15 protein-coding genes and 2 pseudogenes are annotated in these 16,481 nt (G+C 71.9%); 12 read left to right on the top strand and 5 right to left on the bottom strand.

The window, feature by feature from the left end; genetic code table 11:
- Positions 1-133: 133 nt before the first annotated feature.
- The 3 genes from sepH to AB0903_RS22120 form a co-directional block, all read right to left on the bottom strand.
- Positions 134-1,183: a septation protein SepH gene (gene sepH, locus AB0903_RS22130; protein WP_366705285.1), complete on the bottom strand. Its 1,050-nt coding sequence runs from the start codon at positions 1,181-1,183 to the stop codon at positions 134-136.
- Positions 1,184-1,637: 454 nt separating this feature from the next.
- The gene (locus AB0903_RS22125; RefSeq protein WP_366705283.1) at positions 1,638-2,966 is read right to left on the bottom strand and encodes a D-arabinono-1,4-lactone oxidase; all 1,329 of its coding nucleotides are present in this window, start codon (positions 2,964-2,966) and stop codon (positions 1,638-1,640) included.
- Positions 2,917-4,167, bottom strand: coding sequence for an MFS transporter (locus tag AB0903_RS22120; protein WP_366705281.1), 1,251 nt, complete (start codon positions 4,165-4,167; stop codon positions 2,917-2,919). The genes AB0903_RS22125 and AB0903_RS22120 overlap by 50 nt, the downstream gene beginning before the upstream one ends.
- A gap of 119 nt (positions 4,168-4,286) precedes the next feature.
- Between AB0903_RS22120 and AB0903_RS22115 the strand changes: the two genes are divergently transcribed.
- Together AB0903_RS22115 and AB0903_RS22110 are read left to right on the top strand one after the other, a co-directional pair.
- Positions 4,287-5,414 (top strand): ferrochelatase, encoded by a 1,128-nt coding sequence (locus AB0903_RS22115; protein WP_366705279.1) that lies wholly within the window; start codon positions 4,287-4,289, stop codon positions 5,412-5,414.
- 23 nt (positions 5,415-5,437) lie between these two features.
- Entirely contained in the window at positions 5,438-6,238 is an 801-nt protein-coding gene (locus AB0903_RS22110; RefSeq protein WP_366705303.1) for an inositol monophosphatase family protein, read from the top strand.
- Positions 6,239-6,542: 304 nt separating this feature from the next.
- Here AB0903_RS22110 and AB0903_RS22105 read toward each other — a convergent pair whose 3' ends face one another.
- Positions 6,543-6,710 (bottom strand): hypothetical protein, encoded by a 168-nt coding sequence (locus AB0903_RS22105; protein WP_366705277.1) that lies wholly within the window; start codon positions 6,708-6,710, stop codon positions 6,543-6,545.
- Between the two features lie 313 nt (positions 6,711-7,023).
- Here AB0903_RS22105 and AB0903_RS22100 point away from each other — a divergent pair, with 313 nt between their 5' ends.
- From AB0903_RS22100 to AB0903_RS22085, 4 genes are all read left to right on the top strand, one after another.
- A complete protein-coding gene (locus AB0903_RS22100) occupies positions 7,024-7,677 on the top strand; it encodes a response regulator transcription factor (RefSeq protein ID WP_005310963.1) in 654 nt (217 codons plus the stop codon).
- 5 nt (positions 7,678-7,682) lie between these two features.
- Positions 7,683-8,918: a HAMP domain-containing sensor histidine kinase gene (locus AB0903_RS22095; RefSeq protein WP_366705275.1), complete on the top strand. Its 1,236-nt coding sequence runs from the start codon at positions 7,683-7,685 to the stop codon at positions 8,916-8,918.
- Between the two features lie 380 nt (positions 8,919-9,298).
- Positions 9,299-9,595 carry a DUF4193 domain-containing protein gene (locus AB0903_RS22090; protein ID WP_005310959.1) on the top strand — a complete coding sequence of 99 codons (297 nt, stop codon included), beginning with the start codon at positions 9,299-9,301 and terminating at the stop codon, positions 9,593-9,595.
- A gap of 10 nt (positions 9,596-9,605) precedes the next feature.
- Entirely contained in the window at positions 9,606-10,589 is a 984-nt protein-coding gene (locus AB0903_RS22085; RefSeq protein WP_366705273.1) for a hypothetical protein, read from the top strand.
- Between the two features lie 100 nt (positions 10,590-10,689).
- On the opposite strand, the gene AB0903_RS22080 is transcribed toward AB0903_RS22085, so the two are convergent.
- The gene (locus AB0903_RS22080) at positions 10,690-11,148 is read right to left on the bottom strand and encodes a DUF3093 domain-containing protein (RefSeq protein WP_366705271.1); all 459 of its coding nucleotides are present in this window, start codon (positions 11,146-11,148) and stop codon (positions 10,690-10,692) included.
- A gap of 58 nt (positions 11,149-11,206) precedes the next feature.
- Here AB0903_RS22080 and AB0903_RS22075 point away from each other — a divergent pair, with 58 nt between their 5' ends.
- From AB0903_RS22075 to AB0903_RS22050, 6 genes and pseudogenes are all read left to right on the top strand, one after another.
- Positions 11,207-11,827, top strand: coding sequence for a PaaI family thioesterase (locus AB0903_RS22075; RefSeq protein ID WP_366705269.1), 621 nt, complete (start codon positions 11,207-11,209; stop codon positions 11,825-11,827).
- Entirely contained in the window at positions 11,827-12,339 is a 513-nt protein-coding gene (dut, locus tag AB0903_RS22070) for a dUTP diphosphatase (protein WP_366705267.1), read from the top strand. Before AB0903_RS22075 ends, dut begins: the two co-directional genes overlap by 1 nt.
- 1 nt (position 12,340) lies before the next feature.
- Positions 12,341-13,108, top strand: a complete 768-nt coding sequence (locus AB0903_RS22065) for a DUF3710 domain-containing protein (protein WP_366705265.1) — start codon at positions 12,341-12,343, stop codon at positions 13,106-13,108.
- Positions 13,109-13,261: 153 nt separating this feature from the next.
- Positions 13,262-13,584, top strand: a pseudogene (locus tag AB0903_RS22060) (ATP-binding cassette domain-containing protein); the annotation flags it as partial.
- A 4-nt stretch (positions 13,585-13,588) separates the two neighbouring features.
- Positions 13,589-15,748: pseudogene (locus AB0903_RS22055) on the top strand (ATP-binding protein); the annotation flags it as partial.
- Entirely contained in the window at positions 15,745-16,449 is a 705-nt protein-coding gene (locus tag AB0903_RS22050; RefSeq protein ID WP_366705263.1) for a response regulator, read from the top strand. The pseudogene AB0903_RS22055 and the gene AB0903_RS22050, both read left to right, overlap by 4 nt.
- The last annotated feature ends 32 nt before the right edge of the window (positions 16,450-16,481 follow it).

The following is a 16,481-nucleotide window of genomic DNA, read 5'->3' as shown; positions in this document are numbered from 1 at the left end:
GGGTGGGCGCGCCGCCCCCGCCCCCCCCCGGGGGCGGGGGGCCCGGGGGGGGCGGCCGCCGGCGGGGCGGGGGGGCCCCCCCCCCCGGCCCCCCCCCCCCCCCCGGACGCTTCTCACCCCTGCAGAACGTTTCTTACTCCTGTTTCTTGCGGCGGGTGCCGAAGACGATCTCGTCCCAGCTCGGCACGGCGGCGCGGCGGCCCGGCCGCACGCCGTCCGCCTCCGCCTGGCGGTCCGTCGTGCCGGTCAGCCGGTCACGGTGGCCGGCCACGGCCCGGGGCATCAGCACGTCCGCGTACGCCGAACCGGCACCGGCGGACGCGGCGGGTGCCACCGGCTCCTCCTCGGCCTCGGACTCCTCGCCGGGCTCGGCGGCGGGCGGCTCGACCGGCACGGGCCGTTCGGGCACGACCATGTCACCGCGGAAGTTGGGCACGGCCTCCAGCAGGCTGGTCAGCGAGTCCCGCTCGCCGTTGCCGTCCGCGTCGGCCGGCGGGGCGGCGGGACGCTCGTTCTGGCGGTCGAGGGTGCGGTCCAACGGCCGGTCCCTGGGCAGCCGTGCGATGCGGGGGACGAACGGGAAGCTCGGCTCCTGCGACGAGGTGATCGTGTCGTCGGTCTCGCCGATCAGTGCCCGGGCCTCGTCGTCGACCGCCTGGACGAGCCGCCGCGGCGGGTCGTAGGTCCAGCTCGCCGAGTGCGGTTCGCCGGCGACCCGGTAGACCAGCAGGACCTCCCAGGTGCCGTCGTCGCGGCGCCACGAGTCCCACTGCGCGGTGTCCTTCTCGGCGCCGCGCAGCAGCAGCCGTTCCTGCACGGCCTCGCCCAGCTGGGGGCCGGTGTTCTCACCGGGGCGGCGTACGGGTGTCTTGCGGGCCCGCTCCGCCATGAAGGCACGCTCGGCGAGCACCGGGCCCTCGAAGCGGCGCACCCGTTCGACGGGGATGCCGGCGAACTGGGCGACCTCCTCGGCGGAGGCACCGGCCCGTATCCGCGCCTGGATGTCACGGGGGCGGAGATGGCTCTCCACCTCGATCTCGATCTGCCCGAGGCGGGCGCGGTCGTTGCGTACGGCGGCACGCAGTCGCTCATCGATCGGAAGGGTGTATTCCGTGCTGTCCGCAGCCTTGAGCACCAGTCGTGTGCCGTCGTTGGAGACGGCCACGACACGCAGTTCGGGCATGGGGACCTCCCGGGTGGTGCCTGCCGACGTCACCTGCGTCGCCGCTTCCGCTAGTCGAGTGTGGCCTGCCCGGGTGCAGCCTGCCACAACCTTGCCGAGATGCCCGGCGTGTCGGGCACCTGCCCTGGATCGCCGTTATGGCACGGTGATCTATTCGCCACTCAGCGTGATTGATCGGTCACTCTGAGCGATAGATCTCCGTGCTTCACCGCGGCGCCGCCGGATCGAGCGCCGTTTTCGGCCCCCAACCTGGGGTCCGGACACCACGAAGGAGGCCGGACCCAGGGCTCGCCACAGTACTCCATTCGGGCCATCAGGGTGGACCGCCGCGCCGCCGAAGTTACGCGGCGGGGCGGGAGTTGTGCGCCCGGACGCCGGGTGAGGGAGTCCCGCACTTCACCGAAACGGCACAAATAGAACTACTGGCCTCCCTGGTGCGGCGTGTGGCGGCCGGTCAGTCGCCCAGCACACGGCGCAGATACGCGTTCTGGAAGACCCGGTCCGGATCCAGCCGGTCGCGCAGCGCCGTGAACTCGCCGAACCGGGGATACGCCTCGGCGAAGTACGCCGCGTCGCGGGTGTGGATCTTGCCCCAGTGCGGGCGCCCGCCGTGCGCCGTCATGATGCGCTCCACGGCGGTGAAGTACGAACGATAGGGCGTGCCGCGGTACATGTGCACCGCGAGGTACGCGGTGTCCCGGCCCGAGGCCGTCGACAGAGTGATGTCGTCAGCGGGGGCCGTGCGCACCTCCACGGGGAACCCCACCCGCAGCGGTGAGCGTTCGAGCATCGCCCTGACCTCGCGCAGCGCCGTGACCGCGGCCTGTCTCGGCAGGGCGTACTCCATCTCCACGAACCGCACTCGGCGCGGAGATGTGAAGACCTTGTAGGGAATGTCCGTGTAGGTGCGGGCGGACAGTGCGCGGCTGGAGATCCGCGCGATCGCGGGAACGGCCGCGGGCACCGCGCGGCCGAGCGAACAGGCGAGCTGGAAGGCCCCGTTGGAGAGCAGCTCGTCCTCGATCCAGCCGCTCATTTTGCCGGGCGGGGCCGGTGGACCGGCGCTGCGGTTGTTGCGCTTGGTGTTGCAGTTGCCGGTGTGCGGAAACCAGTAGAACTCGAAGTGCTCGTTCTCCGCGTGCAGCTCGTCGAAGTCGGCCATCACCCGGTCGAAGGCCATCGGCTCCTCACGGGCGGTCAGCAGGAAGACCGGCTCCACGGCGAACGTGATCGCCGTGATGATGCCCAGGGCGCCCAGACCGATCCGGGCGGCCGTGAAGATCTCCGGATTCTCCTTCTGGGAACAGGTGAGCACGCGGCCGTCCGCCGTCACCAGCTCGAGGCCCCTGATCTGGGCGGCGACGGAGGCCGAGTCGCGGCCCGTGCCGTGCGTGCCGGTCGATGCCGCGCCCGCGACGGTCTGCTCCATGATGTCGCCCATGTTGGTGAGGGACAGACCCTCACGGGCGAGCGCCGTGCTCAACCGCTTGAGCGGGGTGCCCGATTCCACGGTGACGGTCATCGCGGAGCGGTCGATCCGCCGGATCCCGGTCATCAGATCGGGCCGTACAAGCAGCCCGTCGGTGGCCGCCACGGCGGTGAAGGAATGGCCCGTGCCGACCGTCTTCACCCGCAGGCCGTCCGCGACGGCCTGCCGCACGGCGTCCGCCAGTTCCTCCACGGACGCGGGGCGCGCCTGTCTCGCCGGCCGCGAGACGACCGTCCCCGCCCAGTTACGCCACGGCCTGCTCTCGCCTCTCCGGGTCCTGATCACGCTGCTCACGCTGCCCCTCCCGCGTCGGCACCGGCCTGCGCAGCCGGCGGTACCCCAGGAACGCCACCACGGCCGCGACCCCTCCCGCCACGCCGGGCACCGCGTACCCCGCGGCGGCGCCCTCGGAATCGACCACCCAGCCGGCGGCCGACGACCCCAGTGCGACACCGACCGCGAGCCCCGTACCGGTCCAGGACATGCCCTCGGTCAGCTTGCTGCGCGGTACGTGCGCCTCGACGAGGGCCATGGTCGTCACCATCGTCGGCGCGATGGCAAGGCCCGCGACAAAGAGCGCCACGGCCAGGAACGGCAAACTCCCGGCCAGTTGGAGGGGGATCATACTCACGGCCATCGCGCAGACGCCCAGCACCCACCTCCGCGCGGGATCACCCTTCAGGTGCAGCAGACCGAAGACGGCGCCGGCGAGGCACGAACCGAGCGCGTACACCGCGAGCACCCAGCTCGCCGCGGCCTTTCTCCCGCTCTCCTCCGCGAACGCCACCGTCACGACGTCGACCGCGCCGAAGATGACCCCGGTGGCGACGAACGCGGCGACGAGCACCTGCAGACCCGGGGAGCGCAGCGCGCTGCCTCCGGTGTGCTGCCCGGCGGGATGCGGCTTCGGCTCCGTCGCGCGCTGCGCGGTCAGCCACCAGACACCGACCAGCAGGAACGCGGCGGCCAGCAGCGGACCCGCCTCCGGGAACCAGAGGGTCGACAGCCCGATGGAGACGATCGGACCGAAGATGAAACACACCTCGTCGATGATCGACTCGACCGAGTAGGCGGTGTGCAGTTCGCGCGGTGTCCCCTGAAGCAGCGAGGCCCAGCGCGCCCGGGTCATCGCCCCGACACTCGGCACACAGCCGGCGGCGGCCGTGAAGGCGAACAGCGTCCAGTCGGGGGCGCCCTGCTGAGTGCAGACCAGCAGCCCGGTGACCGCCGCCAGGGCGACCAGAGTGGCGGGCCGCAGCACCCTGCGCTGGCCGTGGCGGTCCACGAGGCGGGAGATCTGCGGGCCGAGCACCGCCGCGGACAGCGCCAGGGTCGCGGTGAGCGTGCCGGCCAGTGCGTACCGGCCGGTGATCTCCGAGATCATGGTCATGATGCCGATGCCCATCATGGACAGCGGCATCCGGCCGAGGAAGCCGGCGGCGGAGAACCCCAGGGCGCCGGGGGTGGCGAAGATCGCGCGGTACGGACTGGGCAACGGGGTCTCCGGGTCGGGCTCCGGTAAGGCGTATGGACAGCCTTCAGAGATTACGCGCCGGGCCTCGGCGGATGCACCGCGTTTTCCCGGTGTCCAAGGCGGGTGGCAGGATCGACGGCATGTCCGATCTGCGCGATCCAGCTCCTTACGACGCCCTTCTGCTGCTCTCGTTCGGCGGCCCCGAAGGCCCGGACGACGTGGTCCCGTTCCTGGAGAACGTGACCCGTGGCCGCGGCATCCCCAGGGAAAGGCTCGAGGAGGTGGGGCAGCACTACTTCCTCTTCGGCGGCGTCAGCCCCATCAACGACCAGAACCGCGCCCTGCTGGGCGCCCTGCGCAAGGACTTCGCCGAGCACGGCCTGGACCTCCCCGTGTACTGGGGCAACCGCAACTGGGCGCCCTACCTCACGGACACGCTGCGCGAGATGAGCGACGCCGGCCACCGGCGCATCGCCGTCCTCGCCACCAGCGCGTACGCCTCGTACTCGGGCTGCCGCCAGTACCGGGAGAACCTCGCCGACGCCCTCGCCACCCTGGCGGAGGAGGGGCGGGAGCTGCCGCGCGTCGACAAGCTGCGGCACTACTTCAACCACCCCGGGTTCGTACGTCCCATGATCGACGGCGTTCTCGCCTCGCTCGCCGACCTGCCGGAGGACGTCCGCGCCGAGGCGCACCTCGCCTTCACGACGCACTCCGTCCCGACCTCCGCGGCCGACTCCTCCGGTCCCGCCACCGAACACGGCACGGGCGGCGCGTACGTGCGCCAGCACCTCGACGTGGCCCGCCTGATCGCCGGCGCCGTCGCCCGGGAGACCGGCGTGGAGCACCCGTGGGAGCTCGTCTACCAGTCCCGCAGCGGGGCCCCGCACATCCCCTGGCTGGAGCCGGACATCTGCGACCACCTGGAGGCGCTGCACGGCTCCGGGGCACGCGCGGTGGTCATGGTCCCCATCGGCTTCGTCTCCGACCACATGGAGGTCCTGTACGACCTCGACACCGAAGCCGCCGCCAAAGCCGCCGAGCTGGGCCTGCCGGTCCGCCGGTCCGCCACGGTGGGCGCCGACCCGCGGTTCGCCGGGGCGGTGCGTGACCTCCTCCTGGAGCGGGCCGCGACCGAGCGGGGCGTCCCGGCGGAGCGCTGCGCCCTCGGCGCGCTCGGCCCGAGCCACGACCTCTGCCCCGTCGGATGCTGCCCGGCCCGCGCGCCGAGGCCCGCGGCGGCCGGCGCCGACAGCCCCTACGCGTGAAGGAGACATCTGTGACCGCCTCTGTGACCGACCCGCTCGTCCATGAACTGCTGCCCCTCGCCCTGGAGGCCGCCCGCAGGGCCGGCGCACTGCTGAGGGACGGCCGGCCGGACGACCTGGGTGTCGCGAGGACCAAGTCCAGCCCCATCGACGTCGTCACCGAGATGGACATCGCGGCCGAGAAGCTGATCACCGGCTTCCTCACCGAGCACCGCCCGGACGACGGTTTCCTCGGCGAGGAGGGCGCCGCCACCGTCGGCACCAGCGGTGTGCGCTGGGTCATCGACCCGCTCGACGGCACGGTCAACTACCTGTACGGACTGCCCACCTGGGCGGTGTCGATCGCCGCGGAGATCGACGGGGAGACCGTGGTCGGCGTGGTCGAGGCCCCGATGCGGCGGGAGACGTTCCGCGCGGTACGGGGCGGCGGCGCGTTCCTGAACGACCGGCCGGTACGGTGCCGGCCGGCGCCCCCGCTGGAGCAGGCCCTGGTGTCCACCGGCTTCAACTACGTCCACACCGTCCGCAGCCACCAGGCGGACGTCGCCCAGCGGCTGATCCCGCGGCTGCGGGACATCCGGCGCAGTGGCTCCGCGGCGATCGACCTGTCGGACGTGGCGGCCGGGCGCCTGGACGGCTACTACGAGCGTGGCCTCAGCCCGTGGGACCTGGCGGCCGGCGACCTGATCGCCCGCGAGGCGGGCGCCCGGACCGGGGGCCGCCCCGGCGACCCCCCGTCCGGCGACCTGACCGTCGCCGCGGCGCCGGGCGTCTTCGAGCCACTGCAGGCAATGCTGGAGGAACTGGGCGCGTGGCATGACTGAGACGTGAGGCCGGGGGCGGGGCGGAGCCTGCTCCCCGCCCCGCCCCTTCCCGCACCGGAGGCTCTGCCCCGGACCTCCGCGCCTCGGTCTTCCCTACGTCCGCCAGGCCGTGGGGAAGACCGAGGACACCGTGCGAAGCGCGGCACGGTCCGGGCGGAGCCCGGTCTCGGGAAGACGCGGGGCGGGCAAACGGCTCCGCGCAGCTGCCCGACCCTCCCGCACGCCTCCGAGCCCGCACAGCAAGAGACCCGGCACCGCTTTCGCGGTGCCGGGTCTCCGACGCGTGCACAGCGCACGCCCGGCATCACGCCGCCGTGAGGTTCACCCCGTGCTCGGCGGCCAGACGGTGGAGATCGTCAAGCTCCGCCTGCTCGACGTCCGCGAGGAAGTCGTCGCCCGTCTCCCTGGCGATCGTGAGGTCGGTCTCGGCGGCCCTTATGCGCTGCATCAGTCCGGCGGTGAAAGCGTCCATGGTGCGCCCCCTCGTCGTGGGTCGGTGGCACGGGGGTGTGCCGACGGTGGGTTGATCAACCCTGGAACAGGTCGTGGTGTGCCACATACAGGGCGTGATCGGGATGTGCAGTCGTCCTCCCCCGGCCTTCCCCGGTGGAAACCTCAACCCGCACACGAGTCCGGTCGTTCCCAGGCACCCGCCACCGGGCCCGGCCCGTAGCGGGTTCGACTTACCGCCGGTTTACGCGCGTAACGGGCAGGATGGAGCCGCACAGTCAGTGCGCAGACCCGCCCTGTCACACGATCGGGGCTCGCGAGAGAGGAACAGCGACGTGCGCGTACTCGTCGTCGAGGACGAGCAGCTGCTCGCCGATGCGGTGGCCACCGGACTGCGCCGGGAGGCCATGGCGGTCGACGTCGTGTACGACGGAGCCGCCGCCCTGGAACGCATCGGGGTGAACGACTACGACGTGGTGGTGCTCGACCGCGACCTGCCGCTGGTCCACGGGGACGACGTCTGCCGCCGGATCGTCGAGCTGGGCATGCCCACCCGGGTGCTGATGCTGACGGCCTCGGGGGACGTCAGCGACCGCGTGGAGGGTCTGGAGCTCGGCGCCGACGACTATCTGCCCAAGCCGTTCGCGTTCACCGAGCTCACCGCCCGGGTGCGCGCCCTGGGGCGACGTACCACGGTGCCGCTGCCGCCCGTCCTCGAGCGCGCGGGCATCAAGCTCGATCCGAACCGCCGTGAGGTCTTCAGGGACGGCAGGGAGATCCAGCTCGCCCCCAAGGAGTTCGCGGTCCTGGAGGTCCTGATGCGCAGCGAGGGCGCGGTCGTCTCGGCCGAGCAGCTGTTGGAGAAGGCGTGGGACGAGAACACGGACCCGTTCACGAACGTCGTGCGGGTGACCGTGATGACGCTGCGCCGCAAGCTCGGCGAACCGCCCGTGATCGTCACGGTGCCCGGTTCCGGCTACCGGATCTGATCGCGGTGGCCACCGTACCCGCGCCGCCAGAGGCGCCTCCGAAGCCCACCTGGGACCCCCGGGAGCCGGTCCGCCCGTGGCTGCGCCCGACGATCCGGATAAGGCTCACCCTGCTGTACGGCGGGATGTTCCTGATCGCGGGCATCCTGCTGCTGTCGATCATCTATCTCTTCACCGCGCAGGCCCTGAACGTCGGTGTCACCGAACTGCCCTTCAAGATCGTCGAGGGCAAGGTCCAGCCCACCACGGACTGGTGCACGCTCCCCGAGGAGGGGTCGGGCGAGCAGTTCAGCCAGGCCGTCTCCACCTGTCTCCAGCACCAGCGCGAGCTGGCCCTGGACGACTTGCTGCGCCGGTCCCTGTTCGCCCTGCTGGGCCTGAGCATCATCGCCTTCGCCTTCGGCTATGCGATGGCCGGCCGGGTCCTGTCGCCGCTCGGCCGGATCACGCGGACCGCGCGTCAGGTCGCCGGGTCGGACCTGTCGCGCCGGATCGAGCTGGACGGGCCGGACGACGAGCTCAAGGAGCTCGCCGACACCTTCGACGAGATGCTGGACCGCCTGGAGCGGGCCTTCACGGCCCAGCAGCGGTTCGTCGCGAACGCGTCCCACGAGCTGCGTACCCCGCTGGCGATCAACCGCACGCTGCTGGAGGTCCACCTCTCCGACCCGCAAGCGCCTGTGGAGCTCCATCAGCTGGGAAAGACTCTGCTGGCCACGAACGAGCGGAGCGAGCAGCTCGTGGAGGGGCTGCTGCTCCTCGCCCGCAGCGACAACCAGATCGTCGAGCGCAAGCCCGTCGACCTGGCGGAAGTGGCCTCGCGCGCCATCGACCAGACGCGCACGGAGGCCGAGGCGAAGGGGGTGGAGGTCCGGGGCGGGCGTGAGCCCGCCGTCGTCCAGGGCAACGGCGTCCTGCTCGAGCGGATCGCCCTCAACCTGGTCCAGAACGCGGTCCGGTACAACGTCCCGGAGCAGGGATGGGTGGAGGTGACCACGTCGGTCGAGCACGGCCAGGCGGTCCTGCTGGTCTCGAACACCGGGCCGGTCGTTCCGGCCTACGAGATCGACAACCTCTTCGAGCCGTTCAGGCGGCTCCGGCAGGAGCGCACGGGCAGTGACAAGGGCGTCGGCCTGGGGCTCTCCATCGCCCGGTCCGTGGCCCGCGCCCACGGCGGGCGCATCTCGGCGGTGCCCCGTGAGGGCGGCGGCCTGGTGATGCGTGTCACTCTTCCGGTGTGAGTACGGGTATCGATGTTCGCTTTAAGCGGAATTTTCGGAAACGACATCCGTCGAATCCATGTGCGATCCATCACATGGCCACTACCGGGCGCACCCACGCTCCGTGATCGATAATCCGGTGGAAAGTCGGGAAAAGCCCGGGTTTCCAAGGGGTTGCATCACGGGAAGTACACGGGGTGGCGCTCGTGAAGCGCCTCGGCGGACCGTGTACGGTCCCCATCGCCATCCAACCCGATCACTCTCGGGAGGTCCGGTTGGGTGTCGATTGAGTAACAGACCTTGATGTGAGGCAAAATCTCCGCCTCAGGTCGGGCACAAGTCCGGCCTCTCACGCGTTACGTGCGCTGAGACACCGCAACCACCCAGAGGGGGAGAGCGACATGGCAACGGACTACGACACCCCACGCAAGACCGATGACGACGTCGATTCGGACAGCCTTGAAGAACTGAAGGCCCGGCGGAACGACAAGTCCACCTCGACCGTCGACGTCGACGAGTTCGAGGCTGCCGAGGGCATGGAGCTCCCGGGAGCAGACCTGTCCAACGAGGAGCTCGCCGTCCGGGTCCTGCCGAAGCAGGCCGACGAGTTCACCTGCATGAGCTGCTTCCTCGTGCACCACCGCAGTCAGCTGGCGCGCGAGAAGAACGGTCAGCCCATCTGCCGCGACTGCGACTGAGGAGTCGGCAGTGGCAGGCGGGACACCGTCCGGGAAGCGGCGCTTTCGGCGCGGTAAACCGCCGGAGGCGCACCACGGCGGTACGGGCCACGGATCGGACGCCACGGCGTCCGCCGAGGACCGGGCCGCTCTACTGCCGCACGACGCGAGCGAGGGTGTGGAGCGGGGCCTCGCGGCCTCGCTCGAGACGGCCGGCCAGGCCGGGCCCCCAACCAGGGCCCGACGCCTGGCGACGGTCACGAAGGGCGTCGCCGTGAGCGGCCGCAGTGCACGGGCGGGCCTCACCCGAGGCGGTCACAGCGCCCGTACGAGGCTCGTGAGGAGCAAGGAGAGCGCCAAGGCGGCGCTGGCCCACCTCGCCGACGCTCTGATCGACAACGCACCGCGTGTCCCGGTGCGCGACCTGGACAAGCTGCGCCGCCAGTTTCCCGGCCTTCCCCCCGAGCAGCTTGCCGACAAGCTGGTCGCGGGCGCGGCGAACGCCACCTCCACCGTCGGTGCCGGTATCGGCGCCGCCGCGATGATGCCCGTGCCGCCGGCGATGCCGGCCGAGCTCACGGCGGAGATCATCGGCGTGGCGGCGATCGAGCTCAAACTCATCGCCGAACTGCACGAGGTCTACGGAGTACGGCCGCCAGGCGGCCTCAAGGACCGCAGCACCGCCTATCTGAACTCCTGGTCCCAGGAGCGCGGGATCGAGTTCACCAAGCCCTCGACCTTCAACGCCGCGATGGGCGGCCAGCTCAAGCGCCAGCTGCGCCAGCAGATCACCAAGCGCATGGTGCGCAACCTTCCGAACCTGCTGCCGTTCATGGTGGGCGCGGCCGTCGGCGCCGTGATGAACCGCCGTGACACCAGGAGGCTCGCGGACCGGATCCGCGCCGATCTGCGGCGCAGGCAGGTCCCCTGGGACGCGCTTCCCGCGCTCCCTCCGCTGGAGCAGCCGGAGAACCCGCTGGGACCCCGTGAGCTCCCCCCTGGGCAGGACGCCTGACCGGGCCCGATCAGAGCAAGGCCGCCGAAGAGGCACCGATGAAGCCGAAGAAGAGGCGCCTGCCCTCCGCCGGCGCCTGCCGTCCGGCGGCCTCCCGGGCTCAGGCGGTACGCACGGCCGTCAGCGCCGCGGCCAGCGCCTCGGGGTCCCGCGTCGACAGGTAGACGTACGGCGTCGGATCGTCCGGGTCGCTGACCTCGATCCGTACGGCTGTCGGAACGTAGCTGCGCAGCAGCATGAACGCCCGCGGATCGGCCTTGTGGAGGCGCCAGTCCCGCGCCTGCTTCGCGTCCAGCACCTCGGCCTCGCCGAGCGCGGAGACCGGGATCCTCGCGTCCCCCGCGACCAGCGACCCGGCCACCACCCGGATACGGGCCGACCCGTACGAGCTGACCAGCGCAGACGCCAGGGCGCCCGCGGCGATCACACCGCCGAGCATCGGCAGGACGCCCAGCGGCAGCATGATCAGACCGCCGGAGAGGGCGACGAGGGCGGTGACGGCCCACCACGAGCGGGGCGCGGTCAGACGTTCTGCGTACTGCGGGGCGGAAGGCTGCATGAATCCAAGCTTGGCACGGTGCGACCCGCGGGTAGCCGCGCGGGTAAGGTCTGCGCCTGTGAGTAACGCGAACTCCCGGGAGGCGACCCCCGGACCCCCCGCCGGTTCCTCGGCGCTGACCCCGCCGGCCGGCGCCGCGGCGCCGGTGCGGCACCCGGGCGCGCCCGCCCCGGGTGAACTCCTCGGCGCGCACTACGGGCACTGCTTCGGATGCGGAGGGCAGCAGCCGCACGGACTGCACCTCGCGGCACGGGCCGAGGAGGGCGTCCGCGTCACCGCCGAGTTCACCGTCAAGGCCGCGCACCAGGGTGCCCCCGGCCTCGCACACGGCGGCATCCTCGCCACCGCGCTGGACGAGACGCTCGGCTCGCTGAACTGGCTGCTGCGCGTCATCGCCGTCACCGGCAAGCTCGAGACCGACTTCGTACGCCCCGTCCCCGTGGACACCGTGCTGCACCTCGACGCCCACGTCACCGCGGTGGCCGGACGCAAGATCTACTCGACCGCCACCGGCCGCATCGGCGGCCCCGACGGCCCGGTGGCCGTGCGGGCGGCTGCGCTGTTCATCGAGGTCAAGGTCGACCACTTCGTCGAGAACGGCCGCCCCGCCGAGATCCAGGCCGCCATGGCCGACCCCGACCAGCTCAGGCGCGCCCGCGCCTTCGAGGTGAACCCGTGATGCGTGAACCCGTCGACGTACTGATCCGCCGCGTGGACCCCGACGTGCCGCTGCCCGCATACGGGCACCCCGGCGACGCCGGAGCCGATCTGGTGACCTGCGAGGCCGCCGAACTCGCCCCCGGGGAGCGGGCGGTGCTGCCCACCGGGATCTCCATCGCCCTCCCCGACGGGTACGCGGCCTTCGTGCACCCCCGGTCCGGGCTCGCGGCCCGCTGCGGTATCGCCTTCGTGAATGCCCCGGGGACGATTGATGCCGGGTACCGTGGGGAGATCAGGGTGATCGTGGTCAACCTCGATCCACGCGAGAGCGTGCGGTTCGAAAGGTTCGACCGGATTGCCCAACTGGTCGTCCAGCAAGTCGAGAAGGTGCGCTTCCACGAGGTCGCGGAGCTTCCCGGCTCGGCGCGGGCCGAGGGGGGCTTCGGGTCCACCGGCGGTCATGCCGCCGTGGACGGCTCTACGGGTGGGAATCGATACGCTTCGGTCGTATCCGACCGGGAAGGACAGTGACGTGTTCGGACGTCGCAAGAAGAGTGGTTCCGCCGAGGACGCGGCGGACGCAACGGGCGAGGCCGAGCAGGTCGACGAGCTCGGTACGGACGCCGAGGAGAGCGAAGCCCGCAGGGTGAACCTCCCGCCGGCGCCCCGGCCCGACGGCCCCTGGGACGTGTCCGAGGTCTCCAGGCCCGGTGAGGGCCGGGTCGACCTCGGCGGTATCTTCGTGCCCGGGGTCGAGGGCATGGAACTCCGTGTCGAGGTCGCCGGCGACGCGATCGTCGCGGCCACCGTGGTGCTGCGCGACAGCGCCGTGCAGCTCCAGGCGTTCGCGGCGCCCAAGAAGGAGGGCATCTGGGGCGAGGTGCGTGAGGAGATCGCCTCCGGAATCACCCAGCAGGGCGGCATCATCGACGAGGTCGAGGGCCCGCTCGGCTGGGAGCTGCGGGCCCAGGTGCCCGTGCAGCTGCCCGACGGCACGGGCGGCGTACAGCTGGTGCGCTTCGTCGGCGTCGACGGCCCGCGCTGGTTCCTGCGCGGTGTGATCTCCGGTCAGGGCGCGGTGCAGCCGCAGGCGGCCGGTCTGCTCGAGCAGATCTTCCGGGACACCGTCGTGGTGCGCGGCGACGGACCGATGGCCCCGCGCGACCCGATCGTCCTCAAGCTGCCGGAGGACGCGCAGATGGTGCCCGAGGGTGTTCAGCAGGAGGAGCAGGAAGGCTCCCGGTTCTCCGGAGGCATGGGGCAGCTCCAGCGGGGGCCGGAGATCACCGAGGTCCGCTGAGGCGCCGTCCCGGCGACAGCGCCACACGGTGGGCCGTGCTCCCCGAGGGGGAGCGCGGCCTGCTCGATTCCGCAGCTCGGCGCAGAACCGTTGCCCGCCCGTGTGCACCCTGCACATACCGAGCCGGACACGATCCGCAGCGGGGGACTCCTGATGAGCCAGGGCGGCAGCGGGCAGTCCGGTACGGCCGTCGTCGACGACCCCCGGCGGGCGGGCCCATGGTGCGGGTCGAGAACCTGCACCGCTCGTTCGGCACGGGCGCCGCGGCCGTCCACGCGCTGCGCGGCGTCTCCTTCGACCTCCCGCGGGGCGAGCTGGTGGCGATCGAGGGCCGCTCGGGCTCGGGCAGGACCACACTCCTCGATCTCGTCGGCGGTCTGGACTCCCCGGACCGGGGACGTATCACCGTCGACGACGTCGAACTCTCCGGACTCGGCGAGGGCGGGCTGCTGGAACTGCGGCGCGACCGGCTCGGCTCGTGACGTCGTCGAGACGATCACCGGTGTCCCCCAGCACGAGACGATCCCCGACGAGGTGGTCCGCCGCGCGGACCAGATCGAACTCGTCGACATGGCGCCCCAGGCGCTGCGCCGCCGTATGGCCCACGGCAACATCTACCAGCCCGACGAGGTCGACGCGGCGCTCTCCAACTACTTCCGGCCCGGCAACCTCACCGCCCTGCGCGAACTCGCCCTCCTCTGGCTCGCCGACCGGGTCGACGAGTACCTCCAGCAGTACCGCGGCGAGCACGGCATCCGCTCCACCTGGCAGGCCCGCGAACGCATCGTCGTCGGGCTCACCGGCGGACCCGAGGGCCGCACCCTCATCCGGCGCGCGTCCCGGTTGGCGGAGAAGGGTGCCGGCGGCCAGGTCCTGGCCGTCTACATCGCCCGCAGCGGCGGACTGACCTCGGCCTCGCCCAAGGAACTCGCCGTCCAGCGCACCCTCGTCGAGGACCTCGGCGGCACCTTCCACCACGTCATCGGCGACGACGTGCCCTCCTCGCTGCTGGATTTCGCCCGCGGCGTCAACGCCAGCCAGGTCGTGCTCGGCTCCAGCCGCCGCAGGACCTGGCAGTACCTCTTCGGTCCCGGCGTCGGCGCGACCGTCGCCCGCGACTCGGGGCCCGACCTCGACATCCACATCGTCACCCATGACGAGGCCGGCCGGGGCCGGGGCCTGCCGGGTGCGCGCGGCGCCCGGCTCGGGCATGCCCGGATCGCCGGAGGACGGCTGGTCGGCGTAGCCGGGCCCGTGCTGCTCGCGCTGCTGCTCACCAGCCTCGACGACGACGGGCCGGGCCTCGTCGACAACGTGCTGCTCTTCCTCTTTCTGACCGTGATCGCGGCACTGCTCGGCGGGCTGCTGCCCGCGCTCGCCGCCGCCGCCGTCGGTTCGCTCCTGCTGAACCACTGCTTCACCTCGCCCACCCACACCCTCGACACCGCGGAGCCGAGGAACCTCGTCGCCGTCATCATCTTCTTCGCGGTGGCCGTGGCCGTGGCCTCCGTGGTGGACCTCGCCGCGCGCCGCACCCATCAGGCGGCCCGGCTCAGGCCGAGTCCGAGATCCTCTCGTTCCTCGCCGGCAGCGTCCTGCGCGGGGACACGGCGCTGGACGCCCTGCTGGAGCGGGTGCGCGAGACGTTCGCCATGGAGTCCGTCGCGCTGCTCGAGCGCGACAGCGACGTCGGCCCGTGGACCCGCACCGCGAGTGTCGGCCCGCGGCCCGCCACCCGCCCCGACGACGCGGACGTGCACATGCCCGTCGGGGACCACATGGCGATGGCGCTCTGCGGCCGCGTCCTGCCCGCAGAGGACCGGCGCGTCCTCGCGGCGTTCGCCACCCAGGCCGCCGTCGTCGTGGACCGGCAGCGCCCGGTCGGCGAGGCGGAGCAGGCCCGGGAACTCGCCGAGGGCAACCGGATACGCACGGCCCTGCTCGCCGCCGTCAGCCACGACCTGCGCACCCCGCTGGCCGGCATCAAGGCGGCCGTCACCTCGCTGCGCTCCGACGACGTCACCTGATCCCAGGCGGACGAGGCCGAGCTGCTGGCAGGCGTCTAAGCGGGCGCCGACCGACTCGATGCCTGGTGGGCAATCTGCTCGACATGTCGCGGCTGCACACCGGGACCGTCACCCCATGATCCGCGAGACCGGTCTCGACGAGGTGATCCCCCTCGCGCTCGCCGGCGTCCCTGCCGAGAGCGTCGAACTGGAGATCCCGGAGACGCTGCCGATGGTTGCCGTGGACCGCGGGCTGCCGGAGCGGGCCGTGGCCAACATCGTCGAGAACGCCGTCACGTACGGCCCCGACGGCATTCCCGTCACCGTCGCCGCGAGCGCCCTGGGCCCGCGCGTCGAACTGCGCGTCGTGGACCGCGGCACGGGCGTGCCCGACGAGGCGAAGGAGCGGATCTTCGAACAGTTCCAGCGCCTCGGCGACGCCCCGCGCGGCGCGGGCGTCGGCCTGGGACTCGTCGTCGCCCGCGGGTTCATGGAGGCGATGGGCGGGACGCTCACCGCCGAGGACACCCCCGGCGGTGGCATGACGATGGTGCTCACCCTCGCGGCCGCCCCCGGTCCCACCGGAACACTCCCAGCAGCGGCCCGCACGGGCGGAAAGGCGGGCAGCGCATGACCCGGGTGCTCGTGGTCGACGACGAGCCGCATATAGTAAGCGCCCTCGTGATCAACCTGGAGGCGCGCACGTACGAGGTGGACTCGGCCTCCGACGGCGCCACCGCCCTCGAACTGGCCGCGGCCCGCCACCCCGACGTCGTCGTGCTCGACCTCGGACTGCCCGACATGGACGGCATCGAGGTGATCAGGGGGCTGCGCGGCTGGACGCGCGTACCCGTTCTCGTCCTGTCCGCCCGTCACTCCTCCGACGAGAAGGTCGAGGCGCTGGACGCCGGCGCCGACGACTACGTCACCAAGCCGTTCGGCTACGTCACCAAGCCGTTCGGCATGGACGAGCTCCTCGCCCGGCTGCGCGCCGCGGTCCGCAGGGCGGAGCCCGTCGGCGGCGAGCAGGAGGTGAGCGTGGTCGAGACCGAGGGCTTCACCGTCGACCTGGTCGCCAAGAAGGTGCACCGCGAAGGCCGTGACGTACGGCTCACCCCGACCGAGTGGCATCTGCTCGAGGTCCTGGTGTGCAACACCGGGCGCCTGGTGAGCCAGAAGCAGCTGCTCCAGGAGGTGTGGGGGCCCTCGTACGGCACCGAGACGAACTACCTGCGCGTCTACATGGCGCAGCTCCGCCGCAAGCTCGAGGCCGACCCGTCGCATCCCCGGCATTTCGTCACCGAGCCCGGCATGGGATACCGCTTCGAACGTTGATCCGGGGCTGGTGGCGGCCGGTAGGCTTGCTG

Origin of the sequence: Streptomyces sp. NPDC048389 (genome assembly GCF_040706335.1) — a bacterium.
Taxonomy (GTDB): domain Bacteria; phylum Actinomycetota; class Actinomycetes; order Streptomycetales; family Streptomycetaceae; genus Streptomyces.
This window is presented reverse-complemented; position numbering and strand designations above follow the sequence as displayed.